This window comes from Pseudomonas phoenicis (genome assembly GCF_047302395.1).
In the GTDB taxonomy this organism is placed as follows: Bacteria; Pseudomonadota; Gammaproteobacteria; order Pseudomonadales; family Pseudomonadaceae; genus Aquipseudomonas.
Map to the genome: position 1 here is coordinate 2722882 of NZ_CP154852.1, position 15986 is coordinate 2738867.

General features: G+C 56.0%; 16 protein-coding genes. 9 read left to right on the forward strand and 7 right to left on the reverse strand.

The features are described from left to right. Window positions 1-137: 137 nt before the first annotated feature. Genes AA0Z93_RS12235 through AA0Z93_RS12245 form a run of 3 tightly spaced genes read right to left on the reverse strand, consistent with a single transcriptional unit; the run spans window position 138 to window position 4659 of the window. The gene (locus AA0Z93_RS12235; RefSeq protein WP_413048695.1) at window positions 138-2516 is read right to left on the reverse strand and encodes an AAA family ATPase; all 2379 of its coding nucleotides are present in this window, start codon (window positions 2514-2516) and stop codon (window positions 138-140) included. Further along, a complete protein-coding gene (locus tag AA0Z93_RS12240; protein ID WP_413048694.1) occupies window positions 2513-3226 on the reverse strand; it encodes an ABC-three component system middle component 1 in 714 nt (237 codons plus the stop codon). Before AA0Z93_RS12240 ends, AA0Z93_RS12235 begins: the two co-directional genes overlap by 4 nt. Continuing rightward, window positions 3226-4659 (reverse strand): ABC-three component system protein, encoded by a 1434-nt coding sequence (locus AA0Z93_RS12245; RefSeq protein ID WP_413048693.1) that lies wholly within the window; start codon window positions 4657-4659, stop codon window positions 3226-3228. Before AA0Z93_RS12245 ends, AA0Z93_RS12240 begins: the two co-directional genes overlap by 1 nt. Window positions 4660-5120: 461 nt before the next feature. Here AA0Z93_RS12245 and AA0Z93_RS12250 point away from each other — a divergent pair, with 461 nt between their 5' ends. From AA0Z93_RS12250 to AA0Z93_RS12260, 3 genes are all read left to right on the forward strand, one after another. Continuing rightward, window positions 5121-5315, forward strand: a complete 195-nt coding sequence (locus AA0Z93_RS12250) for a hypothetical protein (RefSeq protein WP_413048692.1) — start codon at window positions 5121-5123, stop codon at window positions 5313-5315. Between the two features lie 246 nt (window positions 5316-5561). Next, window positions 5562-5816, forward strand: a complete 255-nt coding sequence (locus AA0Z93_RS12255) for a FitA-like ribbon-helix-helix domain-containing protein (protein WP_413048691.1) — start codon at window positions 5562-5564, stop codon at window positions 5814-5816. After that, window positions 5813-6244, forward strand: a complete 432-nt coding sequence (locus AA0Z93_RS12260; RefSeq protein ID WP_413048690.1) for a type II toxin-antitoxin system VapC family toxin — start codon at window positions 5813-5815, stop codon at window positions 6242-6244. Before AA0Z93_RS12255 ends, AA0Z93_RS12260 begins: the two co-directional genes overlap by 4 nt. Before the next feature lie 121 nt (window positions 6245-6365). On the opposite strand, the gene phnE (AA0Z93_RS12265) is transcribed toward AA0Z93_RS12260, so the two are convergent. From phnE (AA0Z93_RS12265) to AA0Z93_RS12280, 4 genes are read right to left on the reverse strand one after another with little or no spacing between them, the layout of a single operon-like run. Then, window positions 6366-7127 (reverse strand): phosphonate ABC transporter, permease protein PhnE, encoded by a 762-nt coding sequence (gene phnE / locus AA0Z93_RS12265; RefSeq protein WP_413048689.1) that lies wholly within the window; start codon window positions 7125-7127, stop codon window positions 6366-6368. Beyond that, entirely contained in the window at window positions 7124-7948 is an 825-nt protein-coding gene (phnE, locus tag AA0Z93_RS12270) for a phosphonate ABC transporter, permease protein PhnE (RefSeq protein ID WP_413048688.1), read from the reverse strand. The genes phnE (AA0Z93_RS12265) and phnE (AA0Z93_RS12270) overlap by 4 nt, the downstream gene beginning before the upstream one ends. After that, complete coding sequence (locus AA0Z93_RS12275; protein WP_413048687.1) at window positions 7942-8739, reverse strand: phosphonate ABC transporter ATP-binding protein; 798 nt, start codon at window positions 8737-8739, stop codon at window positions 7942-7944. Before AA0Z93_RS12275 ends, phnE (AA0Z93_RS12270) begins: the two co-directional genes overlap by 7 nt. Continuing rightward, window positions 8736-9587: a putative selenate ABC transporter substrate-binding protein gene (locus AA0Z93_RS12280; RefSeq protein WP_413048686.1), complete on the reverse strand. Its 852-nt coding sequence runs from the start codon at window positions 9585-9587 to the stop codon at window positions 8736-8738. The genes AA0Z93_RS12275 and AA0Z93_RS12280 overlap by 4 nt, the downstream gene beginning before the upstream one ends. A gap of 148 nt (window positions 9588-9735) precedes the next feature. Here AA0Z93_RS12280 and selD point away from each other — a divergent pair, with 148 nt between their 5' ends. The 6 genes from selD (at window position 9736) to AA0Z93_RS12310 (ending at window position 15951) form a co-directional block, all read left to right on the forward strand. Next, complete coding sequence (gene selD, locus AA0Z93_RS12285; RefSeq protein WP_413048685.1) at window positions 9736-10770, forward strand: selenide, water dikinase SelD; 1035 nt, start codon at window positions 9736-9738, stop codon at window positions 10768-10770. Beyond that, window positions 10770-11861, forward strand: a complete 1092-nt coding sequence (gene mnmH / locus AA0Z93_RS12290) for a tRNA 2-selenouridine(34) synthase MnmH (RefSeq protein WP_413048684.1) — start codon at window positions 10770-10772, stop codon at window positions 11859-11861. The genes selD and mnmH overlap by 1 nt, the downstream gene beginning before the upstream one ends. A 303-nt stretch (window positions 11862-12164) precedes the next feature. Continuing rightward, window positions 12165-14018: an ABC transporter ATP-binding protein gene (locus tag AA0Z93_RS12295; protein ID WP_413048683.1), complete on the forward strand. Its 1854-nt coding sequence runs from the start codon at window positions 12165-12167 to the stop codon at window positions 14016-14018. A 106-nt stretch (window positions 14019-14124) separates the two neighbouring features. Then, complete coding sequence (locus AA0Z93_RS12300) at window positions 14125-14373, forward strand: hypothetical protein (RefSeq protein WP_413048682.1); 249 nt, start codon at window positions 14125-14127, stop codon at window positions 14371-14373. A gap of 281 nt (window positions 14374-14654) precedes the next feature. Beyond that, window positions 14655-15296: a hypothetical protein gene (locus tag AA0Z93_RS12305; RefSeq protein WP_413048681.1), complete on the forward strand. Its 642-nt coding sequence runs from the start codon at window positions 14655-14657 to the stop codon at window positions 15294-15296. Then, on the forward strand, window positions 15289-15951 hold the full coding sequence (locus tag AA0Z93_RS12310) for a hypothetical protein (protein ID WP_413048680.1): 663 nt from the start codon (window positions 15289-15291) through the stop codon (window positions 15949-15951). Before AA0Z93_RS12305 ends, AA0Z93_RS12310 begins: the two co-directional genes overlap by 8 nt. The last annotated feature ends 35 nt before the right edge of the window (window positions 15952-15986 follow it).

Genomic DNA, 15986 nt, shown 5'->3' on the forward strand with positions numbered 1-15986 from the left:
GTCTCGAAGGTCCTATCTGCGTTATTGTATTGAGCTACCCATGCCAAGGTGCTGGATGTCGAGCCCACGGAGGTTCGACATCCAGTACTTAGTTGCTCGTATTGATAAGATGTTTAATCTAGCCTGTCAACAGAGAATCAGTTGTTTTTTGCTGGGCTATATAAAAATCTATTACTTGGTATATATTCTTTCCTTTGCATTAAGTTTATAATTTTGACATTTTCCCCATGCTTTAAATATTTATAAGTAAAATATCTGGCAACTTTTTCTTCGTGCGTGGAAAGGACAATTTGCTTCTCGCTGAAGTCATTGCGCAATACCTCAACCAGAGATGCCATATTTATGTCATCCATAGTCTGGACTGGGTCGTCAATTAATATGCTTGAGAATTTTGTGGAGTAGACTCTATGTAATGCGAGGGTTAAAGCGATGACGACGGCAGATATTTGGCCAGAGCTCATAGTGTTAAGAATGTCGTGATCGCTCTCCCAGTTTGAAACTAAGCGCACGTTCCTCAGTTCATCCTCGCCTGTAGGGTCTTTGATGAAAATACCATGTCCAAGCCCAGCTTGGTGCGTTTGAAGAATTTTACCGGAATAAATATAGAAAGGGATTTCGATGTCGGTGATGAGCTTTTTTCTATACTGTCGGATTTGAGTTCGAACTTTTGTGATGAGTTCGCCTAAGTCGTTAGTCGCACGCTCTAAGTTATTATGTTGTTTCGTTAGTTTTTCGAGCTTTTCAGAGATGTCTTTTAGTGAGCTGAAATAGAGCGTTTTGATGTATTGTTCTTTCTTTTCTAACAGGGCAACGGTTACCAGGGTGATTTTTTCCTGTTCACTGTTGAAGTAGTCTCTGTAGATTCTTTCAAATATATTGCTACCATTCGCCTCGTAATAGCCTTCTGGTGCTACGCCGATTGCCGAGCGTATCCGCTCACATAATTTGTCTGTTGCCTCTGTAATGTAATCTTCTCTACCGGTTACTGGAAACGTTGTTGCAAGCAAATCGTTGTACACAATCTTTTCAGATAGCAGCCATTTGCTGAGCTTTTCAAATCGCTCTTTTGCTGCCAGCGCCTTAGAAAGTGAGAGTAAGTCTTCTTGTGTAGGAGCAGTAGTTTGTTCTAGGTAGGTGTTGCAAGCCTGAATCAAAGGAGACAAGAAATCTGTGTTGAATTTATCCCTGACTAATACTAACTGCCTGTCTTGCCCGGAAAGTTGTGACCGAATCAGGTGGCCATGCTGAGAAATTGCCTGAGTTAGTAAGTCATGAGTCTGGTAGTCATGACCACAAAGCAAGCAGGCAGCTTCGTTTGGCACGCTTTGAAGCCCCGCAGACATGGCATCATGATGTTTGAGTAGTTCGGAGTAAATGGAGCTTAAACCACTCGCTTTTTCTTCTTCCTCAATGAGTGTTTGGATGGCAGATTTAAATGATTCACTGCTATCATAGGCCAACGCTTGGAAGATAGAATCGAGATTGGTGGTGTTGCGGATTTGCTTGAGTTCACCACTTTTCAGTATCGAGTGGAATTGCTGTATTGACTGATACAAGCTATTTTTTGTGACATATAGGTCATGATGGTTGATTGAGTTGTAGTAGCCAACATAAAGCTTGAGAACTTCTCTTTGGAGCGCAGCATTCTCAAATCGACGGTTTCTGATAAAAAAGAGCTGATGCGTAAGAAGGTTTTTGACATTATTAATTTCTTCCAGGGAGCTGTTGAGTTTTTCCTGATTCAACTCAGAAATCGTGACTGCATCCCAGAAGACCTCCTTGTTGTCCTCGGCTAACCACGGAAAGACATAGGCATGCGACTCAGTGGTGCCAGTTGTGATGTTGGTGGTGTTATCGATTTTATACACTTGCTTAATGCTTTCGATCTGCGACGTAACACTTCTTTTCGAGGTGGCTATCTTGCGAGAAATTTCCGTCAGCTTACTAAGCTTTTCATCGGCATCACGTGTATTGCCGAAAAGCTGGGCAAGTTCTTCAGCTCGTTGTGTTTCGTTGTTCGTTTTAAGGAATCTAGAGGTTTCTTCCTGCTGTACATAATGAAATAGCAGAAAGTCTCGTGAAAAATCCTTGCTGCCAAAATATTGCTCTAGAGCATTTTTTTGCGCGGGGATAGCTTTTCCATCTATTATTTCATTTATTTCCCAAAGCTCTGCAAATCTAGATATTCTCTTCGATGTGTTAGGGATTCGGTCTTTTAGCTTTCGCTGGAATACTCTAATTTTAGAGTCTTTATCTTTGAACTCTAAGATGATCTCAACGGTTGATGCGCCCTTGTGAGCAACAACTATGTCAGCAGGATTTTGGCGGTTATCTAGAGAAATAAGTCGAGTAATATTTCCTGTAAGACCTAATTCGATTGCGTCGAAGACAGAGGTCTTTCCATATCCATTTGGTCCATCGAGCAGTACGAGATTATTATCTTCAAAGTTAATGGTGTATGGTTCATCGCCAAATACCTTGAAGTTCTTAAGGGTTATTTTGTTGAGGTTAATCATACCAATTTCTCCCACACTTCTTCGACTCGTTGATGAATGTTTTCATCGGTCCAGTCCGAATCGTATTCCATCAACTGGCTGTAGATTGAGGATTGGTATAAGGACAGAGATTTCTCTATCTCGTCATTCAGATTGGTGAGTTGCTGTTCTTGAGGCGTGTAGGTAATAAAGGGAAGCTTGAGTGCGGTTTTTAATATAAGTGAGTAATAGTCTTTTTTGTTTGTATGATCGTTTTTGAATGTTAGAAATTTCCTTCCGGTATTTGAGTTTATTATCTCGCTTATGATGTTGTTGGTTATTTTTTCTATTCCAGTTTCGATGATGTAGGATTCTAAGCTCTCTAGCTCCTTTGATGTGTATGTGATGACGTTTTTCTTGAAATTGTAATGGTCTTCTTCAAGTGCTAGTATTGTTTGTCTACTGATTTTTTCTTCTTCGTGGCAAATAAGTAAGGTGCAGTTTTTTTCGAAAGGGCGGTCTACTTTTCCAGAGTTGCTGATTTCTTCAAACAATATCTGCGCTTTTTCATGTAGTAGCTCTTGCGCTGCGGTGTCAGATTGCTCCTGAAGCTGAATGGTTACGAAGTATTCTTCTCTCTTGTTTCCTTCGGGTAAACAGAAGGCATAAAAAATTTCATTAGAAGACGACGGTTCTATGTCTAGACGCTCGTAGCCATTGCTGAAAAGGATTTTATTGATAAGTGTGATCATTATTTTAGTGCATCCTTTGCATTAGCGATGGGGACAAGAGTTATAAGTTTTAATACTTCGTCTCTTTTAGAGCGAGGATCTGAGTCTTCCGCTTTCGGAGCTTCTGTATGCACTGCCAATGTGGGGGAGAATGGGTAGGGTTCTAATCCGTCGTAAATTAAGTTTTGAACTTCATAAAGTATCTCGCTCATACTTGGATTGGTTATAATTTTTCTCTCAATCTGGGTCGGCCGTGCAATTCCTGTAATGGTTGTTGGCAGATAATGCTGATGCGGTAGCGTAGTTGTGCGATAGGTGAACTTATACTTTGGTGCGTTGTGAGTGGCGCGCTCAAAGTTGATTGTGTGTAAAATTTTTATTAGCACATGACGGATGCCCTCAGGGTTTGCGGAGAAAGCATTATCCGTATTGTTATCATGCTGGAGATAAATTTGAGGGGAGAAGCTACGGTAGTGTTTCCAGAGATCGGTCGCGCTCAGGCCTAGAAAAAGTTTTCTTGCTTCTTTTAGGTTGCAGTACTCATCTTTACTTGAGTTGTTGTAGTCCTCTGGGTCGCCCATGTAATCATCGATTAAATGGGCAAAGCCTTCTTTGAATTTGCAGGCTAAATATTCTTCACCAACATCTTCATGGTCAATTTCAAGAGCTTGAACTATTTCTTGAAAGGTTATAGGAGTTTTTGTGTTTGATTGTTTGGTCTTGTGTCGATGAATGATATGTCGGTCTATCATTCCAAGAAAACAGTGAAAGGTTTTATCTAGATGCTCAGGCGTAATGACGCCATTTCTGCTGGCTAGTGAGTTAGATATCTCAGACTTTATTTTGGTGTTGATGTCATCTAGGCTGCAGAATTTATTGCCGTCATCATACTGGTAAGAGTCAAGTCTAGCGAGAGCATCATTTTGGCCGCTCAAGATAGATGCTAGAATTTCATATAATTGATCTGCAGTATTTCCTTTGAAAGCGGCTCTCAGAATGGCTGCTTGCTTAGAAATCTTACTTTCATCAGAAGTGGCTTTTTCGAGTGTGGTGCTTCCGTCTTTGCAGGTTTTAGTTTGATATTGAGTTGTTATGATTCTTAGATCGTCCTGTATGGACGCTCTTAAGTCTTGGAAGGATGGCTTGGCATTTATCGGCTTCCAAGTGTGAATTTTTCCGAAAGCGCCCGGTTGTTTATATAATTCTAAAGCTATTCCGAGTAGGGCGTCGGAATACTCACTGTAAGTACTAGAGTTATATGCCTTTACTTGATGAAATGAGATTGGTTCTCCGACGTGCTTGATCTCAAAGTCTTCAGTAGACTCTAGTATCAAACTGTAACTCGATAGATCTGCACCCACGGGCTCTGCGTTTATCAGCTTTAGGGCGTAGTAGAGAGCGACTTTACCTTGGTAGTTGAAGCCACTCCAAGACGGTGACGCATCGAAAGCCATTAGAGAACTCCTGCACCTGCATCCGTGAAAAATATGCGTACGGAAAGGACGACAGCGAGGTCATGGCGTTTCCTTACGCGCGTGCCATATTAGGCAAAATCTCATATCATAATGCCACTTTTCGGTTGGTTCAGTGGACATCTGTCGCTTCGCGAATCCAAATTTTCTGACGGGGCATTGTGAGAGGCTGGGCAATATGGATTTCGATTGCATCGTGCTCATGGCTAAGCCGGTTGTTGAGGGGCTGTGGGCAATGTCAGCGCTTGGCTAGCGCTTGGCTACAGCTCTTGTAGCTGGCTGGACGCAGCGGTATCCATGTGGATAGTCAAGGATGGGTAATTCTACGGGTCTGTGTTGAATGTCCTCAGCGAAGCATTAAATGCGCTGAAAATTGTCAGGAAATGTCCTGTAGGATCGTGAAGGTCACGCGGTTTGCTTACGCCCAAGCGCAGAGGTAGAGGATGAAAGATCGCAGTCACGATGAGGCAATGGCAGAGCTTTTCAAGGCTGATCCATTTTATGCCCTTGAATTGCTTGTCGAAGTCTGCGCTGACGGTGCCGCTGATGAGCTTGCGGTACTGATGCGTCAGCTTTCTATCGGCGTTGCCTCGACGGTCATGCCTTCTGGTGGCACAAGCACGGCAGGAAGATTTTGAGGTCTCATGGTATTTTTCATGGATTTAAGTATCTGTTTGTCTTTTGGTTCCTTATTTTTGAGGGGTGTAAGGGGTTATTGATAATAGAGTGGGAGTGATTCCAACTCTATTGACGTAGTCGAGAAGCCCGCATAATTGCGGGCTTCTTGGCTTTTGCGTCTGCTGAACGATAGCATCCTTGTCTTGCTAAAATGACTGCATTTCTTTATTCTTGCAGTCATTGAATGCATTAATCGAGGTATGACTATGGCAATCTTGACAGTAAGGAATGTACCCGACGAGGTGCATCGCGCCATTCGTGTTCGGGCCGCTCAGCATGGCCGCAGCGCAGAAGCAGAGGTTCGTGAAATCCTGGCTAATGCGGTCAAGCCCGATCAGCGTTTGCGTCTGGGTGATGCCTTGGCAGAGCTAGGTAGGAAAGTGGGCCTTACCAATGAAGACTTCGCAGTGCTTGACCACGTGCGTGACACGACCCCAGCCGAACCGATGAGGTTCGAATGATCGTTCTGGACACCAATGTCGTATCCGAGGCGATGAAACCAACGCCAAATCCAAAAATTCTGGATTGGCTGAACGAACAAGCGGCAGACACGCTTTACCTTTCCAGCGTGAGCATTGCCGAGTTGACGTTCGGAATCGCTGCGCTGCCAGCGGGTAAGCGTAAAAGCATGCTGGACAAGGCTTTTGAAGGCCTTCTGAGTTTATTCGAAGGGCGAGTACTAAGCTTTGATACAGACGCTGCACGCTGTTATGCAGGATTGGCTGTCACTGCCAGAAGCCGTGGAAGAGGGTTTCCAACGCCTGATGGTTACATTGCAGCGATTGCAGCATCGCGTGGTTTTATCGTGGCCTCACGCGATACCGTTCCTTATGAGGCAGCAGGCGTAAAAGTCATAAATCCCTGGGAAGACCTGAGCATTTTTACCTGATGCGTGGCATGTAAGCAGCCAGGGTCGGACCTTGGTGTCGTCATGGTCGAGGTTCTGGATGGCGCTGCGTGGCAAGCCCCTGATTTCAGCCGTCCTGCCTGACCGTAGCGTGCTTACTGCCTCACCCCCAACGCTGCCGCAGCCACCCACTCAACGCATCCACCCCTAGTACCAGCAACACCATGGCAAGTATCACCGTGCTCGCCTGGGCCTCCTGGAACAGGCTGAGGCTCACGTAGAGCATCTGCCCCAACCCCCCGGCCCCCACGAAGCCCATCACCGTAGCCATGCGGATGTTGTTTTCCCAGCGGTACAGGGTATACGCCAGCAGCTGCGGCCACAGGTTGGGCAGGGTGCCGTAGCAGAACGCCAGCCAGGCGCTGCCGCCTTGCAAACGGATGGCCGCGGCAGGTTGTTCCGGGGTGTTCTCCAGGGCTTCCGCAAACAGGCGGCCCAATACGCCTGCGGTGTGCAGCGCCAGCGCCAGTGTGCCTGCGTTGGGACCCAGGCCTGCGGCCAGCACCATCAGCACGGCCCACACCAGCTCCGGGATTGCCCGTAAGGCGTTGAGCAGCAGGCGCGTGAGTTTCTGCAGCGGCCAGCCCATTCGACCGGCAGCAGGCAGGGCCAGGGCGAGACCGACCAGCGCCGCGAGCAAAGTGCCCATGGCCGACATCGCCAGGGTTTCCAGCGTTGCCCCTGCGATGGCCCGCAAATGCCCTGCGCTGAAGTCGGGACGCATGAAGCGAGCGGCATAGCCTGCCATCTGGTCGAGGCTCGCGGAGGTGGCCAGGCCGGTCAGGTCGAGTTCCAGGTACCAGAACGAGCCAACGATCGAGACCAGGATGCCCGCGATGAGCAGGACAGAGGTGATGCGTCTCATGCCAGCCTCTTGCGCAGCAGGCGGCTGAGCTGGTCGGCAAGCAATACCAAAAGCAGAAAGGTCAGCAGCATGCTGGCGACTTCGGCGCCGGCAAACATGCGCATCGACAGGTCGAGCTGTTGACCCAGCCCACCGGTGCCGACGAAGCCCATCACCACTGAGGCGCGTACGGCACATTCCCAACGGTAGACGGTATAGGACGTCAGCTCGGCGATGGCGTTGGGGAGCACGCCGTAGAAGAACGCAGCCAGGCGACCCGCGCCAGCCTGCGCGAGCGCCTGCCTGGGGCGTTGGTCCACCGACTCGAAGATTTCCGCATACACCTTGCCGAGCATACCGGCGTAGGTGATGGCGATGGCCAGTACGCCAGCGGTAGGCCCGAGGCCGACCGCACGGACGAACAGCAGCGCCCAGACGATCTCCGGCACGCTACGCAGGAGGATCAACACGATGCGCGCGAGCCAGCGCACACACTCGCCCAGCGCGCCCGGACGGCCTTGATCGACCTTCGAGAAGGAGAGTGCCCGACTCGCCAGCAGGCTCGCCGGCACCGCCAGCAGCAATGCCAATGACATGCCCGCCGTGGCGATGGCCAGTGTCTGCAGCGTGGCAGCCAGCAGCAGCGTGAGAAAATCCTCGTCTCGTGCCGGCGGCCAGAAGCTTTCGAGGAAACTCCCCATCGATTGCGTGCTGTCTGGGTGTACCAGCACGCTCAAATCCAGCTCGGACAGCTGTATACCGGGCCAAAGCAGGATGATGGCCAGTACGCTGAGCAGCAGACGTGGGCCGGCGGCCGGGTCGCGTTTTCCGCTGCTCAGCATCGAGCTATCCAGGCCGCCGTTGAATTGCTGCCTGGGAGGAACGGCTGTAGTTGCTCGTTGGCGTACAGCGCATCGAGCTGTGCCTGGTCGACCTGTGCGCTGGGCAGATCGAAGGCGATCGAGCCGGCGCGGATGCCGATCACACGAGGAAAATGCCGCAGGGCCAGTTCGACCGCGTGCAGGCTGGCGATCAGGGTGATCCGCCTCGATTCGGCATCCTGACAAAGCAGCGACAGCGTATGCTCGGCCAGGCGCGGATCCATCGCCGAGACCGGCTCGTCAGCCAGCAGCAATTGCGGTGCCTGATACAGGACGCGGGCAATGCCGACCCGTTGCAGCTGGCCGCCCGAAAGCTGGCTACAGCGCACGAACAGCTTGTCGGCCATATCCAGTTTTTCCAGCTCGGCACGGGCGCCGGGGATGTCCACCGGATGCAACAGGCTGAGCAGGCTTTTACCGAGCCCCCATTGCCCGAGCCTGCCGGCCAGCACGGCAGTGACCACACGTTGGCGCGGTGGCAGCGGCGGTGTCTGGTGAATCAGCCCGACCTGCGTGCGCAAGCGCTGACGCGCCCGGGGCGACAATTGCCAGGGCTGCTGGCCAAGCACCTCCAGCTCGCCCGAACTGGGAGGCAGTGCGGTTGCCAGCAGATTGAGCAGGCTCGACTTGCCGGCGCCGGACGGGCCGATGATCGCCACCCGCTCGCCCTCTGCCACCGTCAGGTTCAGATTCCGCAGCGCCTCCACCCCGTTGCCATGGCGTAGGCCGACGCCGGCCAGACGCAGGGTCATTTCAGCAGGTCGGCGGCGCGCGCGGCTTCTTCGATACCGGTGTAGTTTTCAGGCTTGGTGTCGATGAAGCGGCTCGCCGCCTGCAGGTCCAGTATCGCCTTTTGCTCAGGCTTGGCGGGGTCGAGGGCCAGGAACGCCTGTTTGATCTTTTGCGCCAAGGCCGGATCGAGGGTGCCGCGCACCGTCCAGTTGTAGTCGAAATAGGTCGGCGTGGTGGCGAAGACCTTCACTTTGGTGGTGTCGACCTTACCGGTAGCGACCAGCTTGTCCCACACGCTGGCGTTGAGCACGCCAGCATCGACCTTACCCGCTTGCACCCAGGCAGCGGTGGCGTCATGGGCGCCGGAATAGCCGATACGGCTGAAGAAGGACTCTGGCTTGATGCCGTCCTTGAGCATGAAATAGCGAGGCATCAGGCTGCCCGAGGTCGAGGAGATCGAGCCGAAGGCGAACGTCTTGCCCTTGAGGTCGCTCAGGGATTTCACATCGTCCCTGGCCGTGATGAATTTGCTGGTGAACTGAGCGTCCTGTTCACGTTGCACCAGAGGCACTGCGTTACCGGTTCTCTGCTGCACCTGGACGAAGGTGAAGCCGCCCAGCCATGCCATGTCCAGGCGATCCGAGGCCAGTGCTTCGACCACGGCAGGGTAGTCCGCCACCGGCACGAACTGCACCTTCATGCCCAGTTGCTGTTCGAGGTACTCGCCCAGCGGTTTGAACTTGCGTAGCAATTCGGTGGGGGCCTCATCGGGAATTGCCGAGACCCGCAAGATTTCGGCGGCATGGCTTGCCAGGGCGGAAACGGACAGGGCAAAGCCTGCGACCAGCGACAGGGTGCGCTTGAGCATGATGAGTTCTCCGGTTCAATGGCGGAAAAAACGAAAAGACGCCGCTGGCAGCGCCGGTATAGAGCGTCGCGATTATAAGAGGCAGGGCGAGAAAGGCCAGCTTTGCTAGAATCCGCAACCTGTTTTTCCAATTGCAGAGAAAATCGCCATGAGTGAGCCGATCCGCCTGACCCAGTACAGCCACGGCGCCGGTTGCGGCTGCAAGATTTCCCCCAAGGTGCTGGATGTGATTCTGGCTGGCAGCGGCGCGCAGAACCTGGACCCCAATCTTTGGGTCGGCAACGCCTCGCGTGACGACGCGGCCGTGTACGCACTGGACGAAGCGCGCGGCGTGGTATCGACCACCGACTTCTTCATGCCCATCGTCGACGACCCCTTCGATTTCGGGCGTATCGCCGCCACCAATGCGATCAGCGACATCTACGCCATGGGCGGCAACCCACTGATGGCCATCGCCATCCTCGGCTGGCCGGTGAACCTGTTGCCAGCGGAAGTCGCACGTGAAGTCATTCGTGGTGGTCGGGCCGTCTGCGATGCGGCTGGCATTCCGCTGGCGGGCGGCCATTCCATCGATGCCCCGGAGCCGATCTTCGGCCTGGCGGTGACCGGTGTGGTCGAGAAGCAGCACATGAAGCGCAACGATACGGCCAAGGTGGGCAACCGCTTGTACCTGACCAAACCGCTGGGCATCGGCATCCTCACCACCGCCGAAAAGAAGTCCAAGCTGCGCCCCGAGGATGTCGGCCTTGCCCGTGACTGGATGTGCACGTTGAACAAGCCAGGCAGCCATTTCGGCAAGCTCGACAGCGTCACTGCGATGACCGACGTCACCGGCTTCGGCTTGCTGGGCCATTTGGTGGAAATGGCGGACGGTGCTGGCCTGACCGCGCGCCTGGACTATGCCGCCGTACCGCGACTGCCTGGGGTCGAACACTACCTGGCGCAAGACTGCGTGCCGGGCGGCACGTTGCGCAATTTCGACAGCTATGGCGAGCGCATCGCGGTCATCACGCAGGCTCAGCGCGACTTGCTCTGCGATCCGCAGACCAGCGGCGGCCTGCTGGTTGCGGTCGACGAGGAGGGTGAAGAAGCGTTTTTGGCCACTGCCGCCCAGTTGGGTCTGAACCTTGCGCCCATCGGCGTACTGGTGGAGCGACAGCCTCACGCTGTCGAAGTGTTCTGATGCGCGAGGACGTCCGCGACTTTCACCAGCTGTTTCTCGACGACACGCCGATGATGGATACCCGTGCGCCGGTGGAGTTCGTCAAAGGCGCTTTCCCAGGCACGATCAACCTGCCGTTGATGACCGATATCGAGCGCCAGAAGGTGGGTACCTGCTACAAGCAGCAGGGGCAGGATGCAGCCATCCGGCTTGGTCACCAGCTCGTCTGCGGCGAGGTCAAGGCACGACGGATTGCCGCCTGGACGCAATTCGTCCAAGACAATCCGCAAGGCTATCTGTACTGCTTCCGCGGCGGTCTGCGCTCGCAGATCGTGCAGCAGTGGCTGCGCGAAGCGGGAATCGACTATCCGCGTGTGGTGGGCGGCTACAAGGCGATGCGCACCTTCCTGATCGATACCCTGGAGCAGGCCGTTGCGCAGTGCGATTTCGTGGTGCTCGGCGGTATGACGGGCACGGGCAAGACCGAGGTGCTGGCCAAGCGGCCCGACGCATTGGATCTGGAAAGTTACGCCAACCACCGCGGATCGAGCTTTGGCAAGCGTGCCACCGGGCAGCCGGCGCAGATCGATTTCGAGAACCGTCTGGCCATCGATGTCCTGAAGAAACGCCATGCGGGCATTGATCGTTTCGTGCTCGAGGACGAGGGCCGCACCGTAGGCAGCTGCAACGTGCCTATCGGGTTGTATCAAGGGATGCAGCGTTACCCGCTGATATGGTTGGAGGACACTTTCGAGAACCGTGTCGAACGTATCCTGCGTGACTACGTGACCGACCTGAGTGCGGAGTTCCTCGATGTGCATGGGCAAGAGCACGGCCTTGAACGGTTCGCCGAACGCCTGTTGCAGAGCCTGGACAACATCCACAAGCGTCTTGGCGGCGAGCGCCACCAGCGCTTGCGTGCGTCGATGTCAGCGGCGCTGGACGAGCAGCGTGGCTCCGGTTCGGTAGACCTGCATCGCGCTTGGATCGAGGTTCTGTTGCTCGAGTACTACGACCCGATGTATGCGCATCAGCGGCAAAGCAAAGGCGAGCGCGTCGAGTTCGTGGGGGACATCACGGCCGTCGAGCAGTACCTGGCGCAAAGGGGCTGAGCGGAGCGCATTTGTGCATTCATGGTCGCCTGCCTGCGCTATGTCGCCGGGCAGTTCGGCCAGGTGCGCCTCATTCGGCAGACGATCTGCAATTCCATCGCGCTACGTTTGAAGGTCTCGAGCTGGTCGTGCGGCTGCAAAGGTGATCCACCGCAGCGTCCAAAACCCTTGACCAAGCAGAGCTTGCCAACCTGACCAAGTCGTATCGTCCGATGCACACGCACGCAGCATTCCGCGTCTCCAACAGGTCAACTACCGACGATTACTGACAAAATCGCCCCGTCGACCTATTTGGAGCCCCCCATGCTGCGCGCCTTCGAACGCTGGCTAGACCCATTCCCCCCCGACGAAGCCCCGCCACCGCCCATGGGCCTGGCGCGCTTTCTGTGGGCCTGCACCCGCGGCGCCCGTCGCTACATCCTGATGATGGCGCTGCTCAGCGCCGCCGTATCGATCTACGAGGCCTGGCTGTTCTCCTTCCTGGGCCAGGTCGTGGACCTGCTCTCCACCTGGAAGGTCGGCGGCGTGGTCAGCGATCAGGAGCAGCGGGTGCTGTGGGGCGTCGGCAGCGTGCTGGTGGTCAGCATCGCGCTGGTGTCGCTGCGCACGCTGGTGCAGCACCAGGTGCTGGCGATCAACCTGCCGTTGCGCCTGCGCTGGGACTTCCACCGGCTGATGCTGCGCCAGAGTCTGTCGTTCTTTTCCGACGAGTTCTCCGGGCGGGTCACCACCAAGGTCATGCAGACGGCGCTGGCCGTGCGCGAGGTGCTGTTCACCCTGGTCGAGATCATTCCCGGTATCGGAGTGTACTTCGTGGCCATCGTTGCCCTGGCGGGCGGCTTCGCGCCCCGGCTGATGGTGCCGTTCCTGGCCTGGCTCGCCCTGTTCGGCCTGACCCTGTGGTACTTCGTGCCGCGCCTTGGCCGCGTCGGCCAGGAGCAGGCCAATGCGCGCTCGTCCATGACCGGGCGTATCTCCGACGCCTACACCAACATCACCACGGTCAAGCTGTTCTCCCATTCCAAACGTGAAGCCCACTTCGCGCGGGCGGCGATGGAAGATTTCAAGCAGACCGGCTTTCGCCAGATGCGCCTGGTCAGCCAGTTCGAGATCGCCAACCAGGTCCTGGTGGTCGCACTGATCATGGGCGCCGGCGGCTATGCGCTGTGGCTTTGGCATCAGGACGCCGTAGGCGCCGGCGCGGTGGCCGCCATCACTGCCATGGCCCTGCGCATCAACGGCATGTCGCACTGGATCATGTGGCAGATGACCTCGCTGTTCGAAAGCATCGGCACCGTGCAAGACGGCATGGACACGCTCACGCGCGGTCCCAAGGTGCAGGACGCGCCCAACGCCGACGTGCTGCAAACCCGTGGCGGAGCAGTGCGTTTCGACCAGGTCAGCTTCAACTACAACGGCGAACGCCAGGTGCTCGACGGCTTGAGCCTCGACATCGCCGCAGGCGAGAAGATCGGCCTGGTCGGCCGCTCCGGTGCGGGCAAGTCCACGCTGATCAACCTGCTGCTGCGTTTCTACGATGTCGACAGCGGTGCCATCAGCATCGACGGTCAGAACATCGCCGAAGTGACGCAGGACAGCCTGCGCAGCGCGATCGGCATGGTCACGCAGGACACCTCGCTGCTGCACCGCTCGATTCGCGACAACATCGCCTACGGCAGACCCGAGGCCACCGACGAGCAGATCCGCCGGGCGGCCACCCACGCCCAGGCCGACGGCTTCATCCAGCAATTGAGCGACAAGCACGGGCACAGCGGTTACGACACCCTGGTGGGCGAGCGCGGCATCAAGCTCTCCGGTGGCCAGCGCCAGCGCGTGGCCATCGCCCGGGTCATGCTCAAGGACGCGCCCATCCTGCTGCTGGACGAAGCCACCAGTGCGCTGGACTCGGAAGTGGAAGTGGCGATCCAGGAAAGCCTCGACGAGATGATGCAAGGCAAGACCGTCATCGCCATCGCGCATCGGCTGTCGACCATTGCTGCGATGGACCGGCTGATCGTCATGGACAACGGGCGCATCATCGAGCAAGGCAGCCATGCCGAGCTGCTGGCCAGCAATGGCACCTACGCACGGCTCTGGCAGCATCAGAGCGGTGGGTTCCTGGGGGAAGATCAAGGGGTGGTCGAAACGCTGGAGTAGGGCGGTCGGTGGCAACGCCTGCCGCCTCGCCACAAGGCCCGCAGGGGTGGGGTCTTGTGGTGTTGGCCTCTCGTTGAGGGGACGTTTCAAACGCTACAGGGCGAGCGTGCTTCTGCGACGTGCTCAAGGCATCGGCTTACGCCGGCGCGCCGAGCCAGTCGATCTCGATGACATTCTCGAAGACTCCGCCGTCGATCGTGCCGACATGCCAATGTTGAAAGCCGCCTGCGTGAAACTTGGCATTACTCGAGCCAATGCCATTGTCTGGTATTCCGATGGCGGTACGGTCGTCTCGACGTCCTTGAAACCCAGTTACAACGGTTTGCAATATCTCGGGTTGTTCGAAGGCGAGTGAGGCTTCGCGCGCTCGTTAGTCGTTATCCATAGCCTGCGCAAACTGTTAACTTCCGCACATTCGTCCGACTCTGCATTGTGGGCGCCGCAGCATTTGTTGTGCGAAGCGTCCATGGCCGTTGCCAGCGTTACGCGTCTCCCTTTCAATGCCTGCCCTGTCTGGTCGAAACCTGCAGCGAAGCACAGCCCGGCAGCGATGGCCAGCGTCGCCCCGCACCCAGGCCGAACACGTGCGACCTGTACCGGCCAAGGCACGCCAATGGCTATCAACAGGAGTTCATCGTGACCACCCCCGAACACCCCGGCACCGCTTTCCTCGACCCCGCTCGCGCTGCCCAACGCCAGCAGGTCATCGCCGAGCTCATGCGCACCCTCGAGCGCGTGCCTGAACAAACCGAGTTCACCAACTCGACGCTCTACAAGGTCTGGGGCCCCGTCGCCGTGCTGGGCCTACTGGTGCTGCAAGGGGTGACGCTGATGATGGGCCGCCTCGACCTGATCGCCTGCACGGCGTTCATCCTGCTGGGCGCGCTGTGGATCACCTGGCAGCACCGCAATGCCGGTCGCGATGTGTTCATGCGCCTGACCCGTCGGCAGTTGTTCGTCGACACCCTGGACAAGCCCATTGACCTGGCCAAAGTCGACCGCATCGAGGTCGAGAAGGAGGCCATGGGCATGCTCGCGCAAACCCTGCACCTGACCGACGATGCCGTGCTACCGACCCACCGCGTGGTGAAGATGCAAGCGTTCTGCAACCAGGCGCTGGTGGAGCGCGACCACGGCCCCCAGGTGCGCATCCTGTCGGCAGGCCTGGCCAGCCGAGGACGCCAACTGGGCCGCGAGGAGGTGATCGCGCTGTTGTCCGCCTACCGCGATGCGGCCCAGGCGCAGCAGCGTCTGGACACCTTGCAACGGCATGGATGACGTCGCGCGCCGAACTCATCTGGCCGCCTTGCAGCAGGCGGCGCAGGGACCGACCGATACTTTCCGCCTGTATGAGTCCTCGTTGGGCAAGGCCATGGCCTGCGCCGCATTGGCCCTGGGCTCGGCGCTCATGGGCATCTGGCTCATGCAGGTGACGATGACGCTGTCGGCGCAGGCGTCCAAAGGCGTCAACCTGTTGATGTGGGGCGTGGCCCTGGCGTTTCTGTTGCTGGGCCTGGCCGGGCTGACCCTGGCCGAAGCCCTGCGCCAGCGCCATGGCCAATGCGTGCTGACGGTCAACCGCGACACGTTGTCGTTCGCCAATGCGTCCGAGCCGGTGCCGTGGACGGCCTTCGACGGCTTCGACGTCGATCAACGCCACCTCACGACCAGCCTGGTGTTCAGCGTGGCGGCCTTCGGCACGCTGCCACCGTTGCAGCCTGCCTGTTTCAAATCCCTGGTGGCGCCTCACGTGCAGCGGATCGCCGGTGGCTTGCGGGTGAAGGTATGGATGTGCTCGCCGACGGTGGAGGGCAAGCGCCTGGGCCTCGAGGATTTGACCCAGCGGCTGTTTCCCTATTTGCAAGCGGCGCAGGCACGGCGCACGTTGGCCACACTGTATCCCGTGGCCGAACGATGGGGGGCGGCACGCTGAAGCTCGGTGCGATGAAACCCTAAAGGCGCTGCCTG

Bases quoted from the DNA above. Each gene is read 5' to 3' on its own strand.
- AA0Z93_RS12235 (WP_413048695.1), bottom strand. From the start codon at position 2,516: ATGATTAACCTCAACAAAATAACCCTTAAGAACTTCAAGGTATTTGGC.
- AA0Z93_RS12240 (WP_413048694.1), bottom strand. From the start codon at position 3,226: ATGATCACACTTATCAATAAAATCCTTTTCAGCAATGGCTACGAGCGT.
- AA0Z93_RS12245 (WP_413048693.1), bottom strand. From the start codon at position 4,659: ATGGCTTTCGATGCGTCACCGTCTTGGAGTGGCTTCAACTACCAAGGT.
- AA0Z93_RS12250 (WP_413048692.1), top strand. From the start codon at position 5,121: ATGAAAGATCGCAGTCACGATGAGGCAATGGCAGAGCTTTTCAAGGCT.
- AA0Z93_RS12255 (WP_413048691.1), top strand. From the start codon at position 5,562: ATGGCAATCTTGACAGTAAGGAATGTACCCGACGAGGTGCATCGCGCC.
- AA0Z93_RS12260 (WP_413048690.1), top strand. From the start codon at position 5,813: ATGATCGTTCTGGACACCAATGTCGTATCCGAGGCGATGAAACCAACG.
- phnE (WP_413048689.1), bottom strand. From the start codon at position 7,127: ATGAGACGCATCACCTCTGTCCTGCTCATCGCGGGCATCCTGGTCTCG.
- phnE (WP_413048688.1), bottom strand. From the start codon at position 7,948: ATGCTGAGCAGCGGAAAACGCGACCCGGCCGCCGGCCCACGTCTGCTG.
- AA0Z93_RS12275 (WP_413048687.1), bottom strand. From the start codon at position 8,739: ATGACCCTGCGTCTGGCCGGCGTCGGCCTACGCCATGGCAACGGGGTG.
- AA0Z93_RS12280 (WP_413048686.1), bottom strand. From the start codon at position 9,587: ATGCTCAAGCGCACCCTGTCGCTGGTCGCAGGCTTTGCCCTGTCCGTT.
- selD (WP_413048685.1), top strand. From the start codon at position 9,736: ATGAGTGAGCCGATCCGCCTGACCCAGTACAGCCACGGCGCCGGTTGC.
- mnmH (WP_413048684.1), top strand. From the start codon at position 10,770: ATGCGCGAGGACGTCCGCGACTTTCACCAGCTGTTTCTCGACGACACG.
- AA0Z93_RS12295 (WP_413048683.1), top strand. From the start codon at position 12,165: ATGCTGCGCGCCTTCGAACGCTGGCTAGACCCATTCCCCCCCGACGAA.
- AA0Z93_RS12310 (WP_413048680.1), top strand. From the start codon at position 15,289: ATGGATGACGTCGCGCGCCGAACTCATCTGGCCGCCTTGCAGCAGGCG.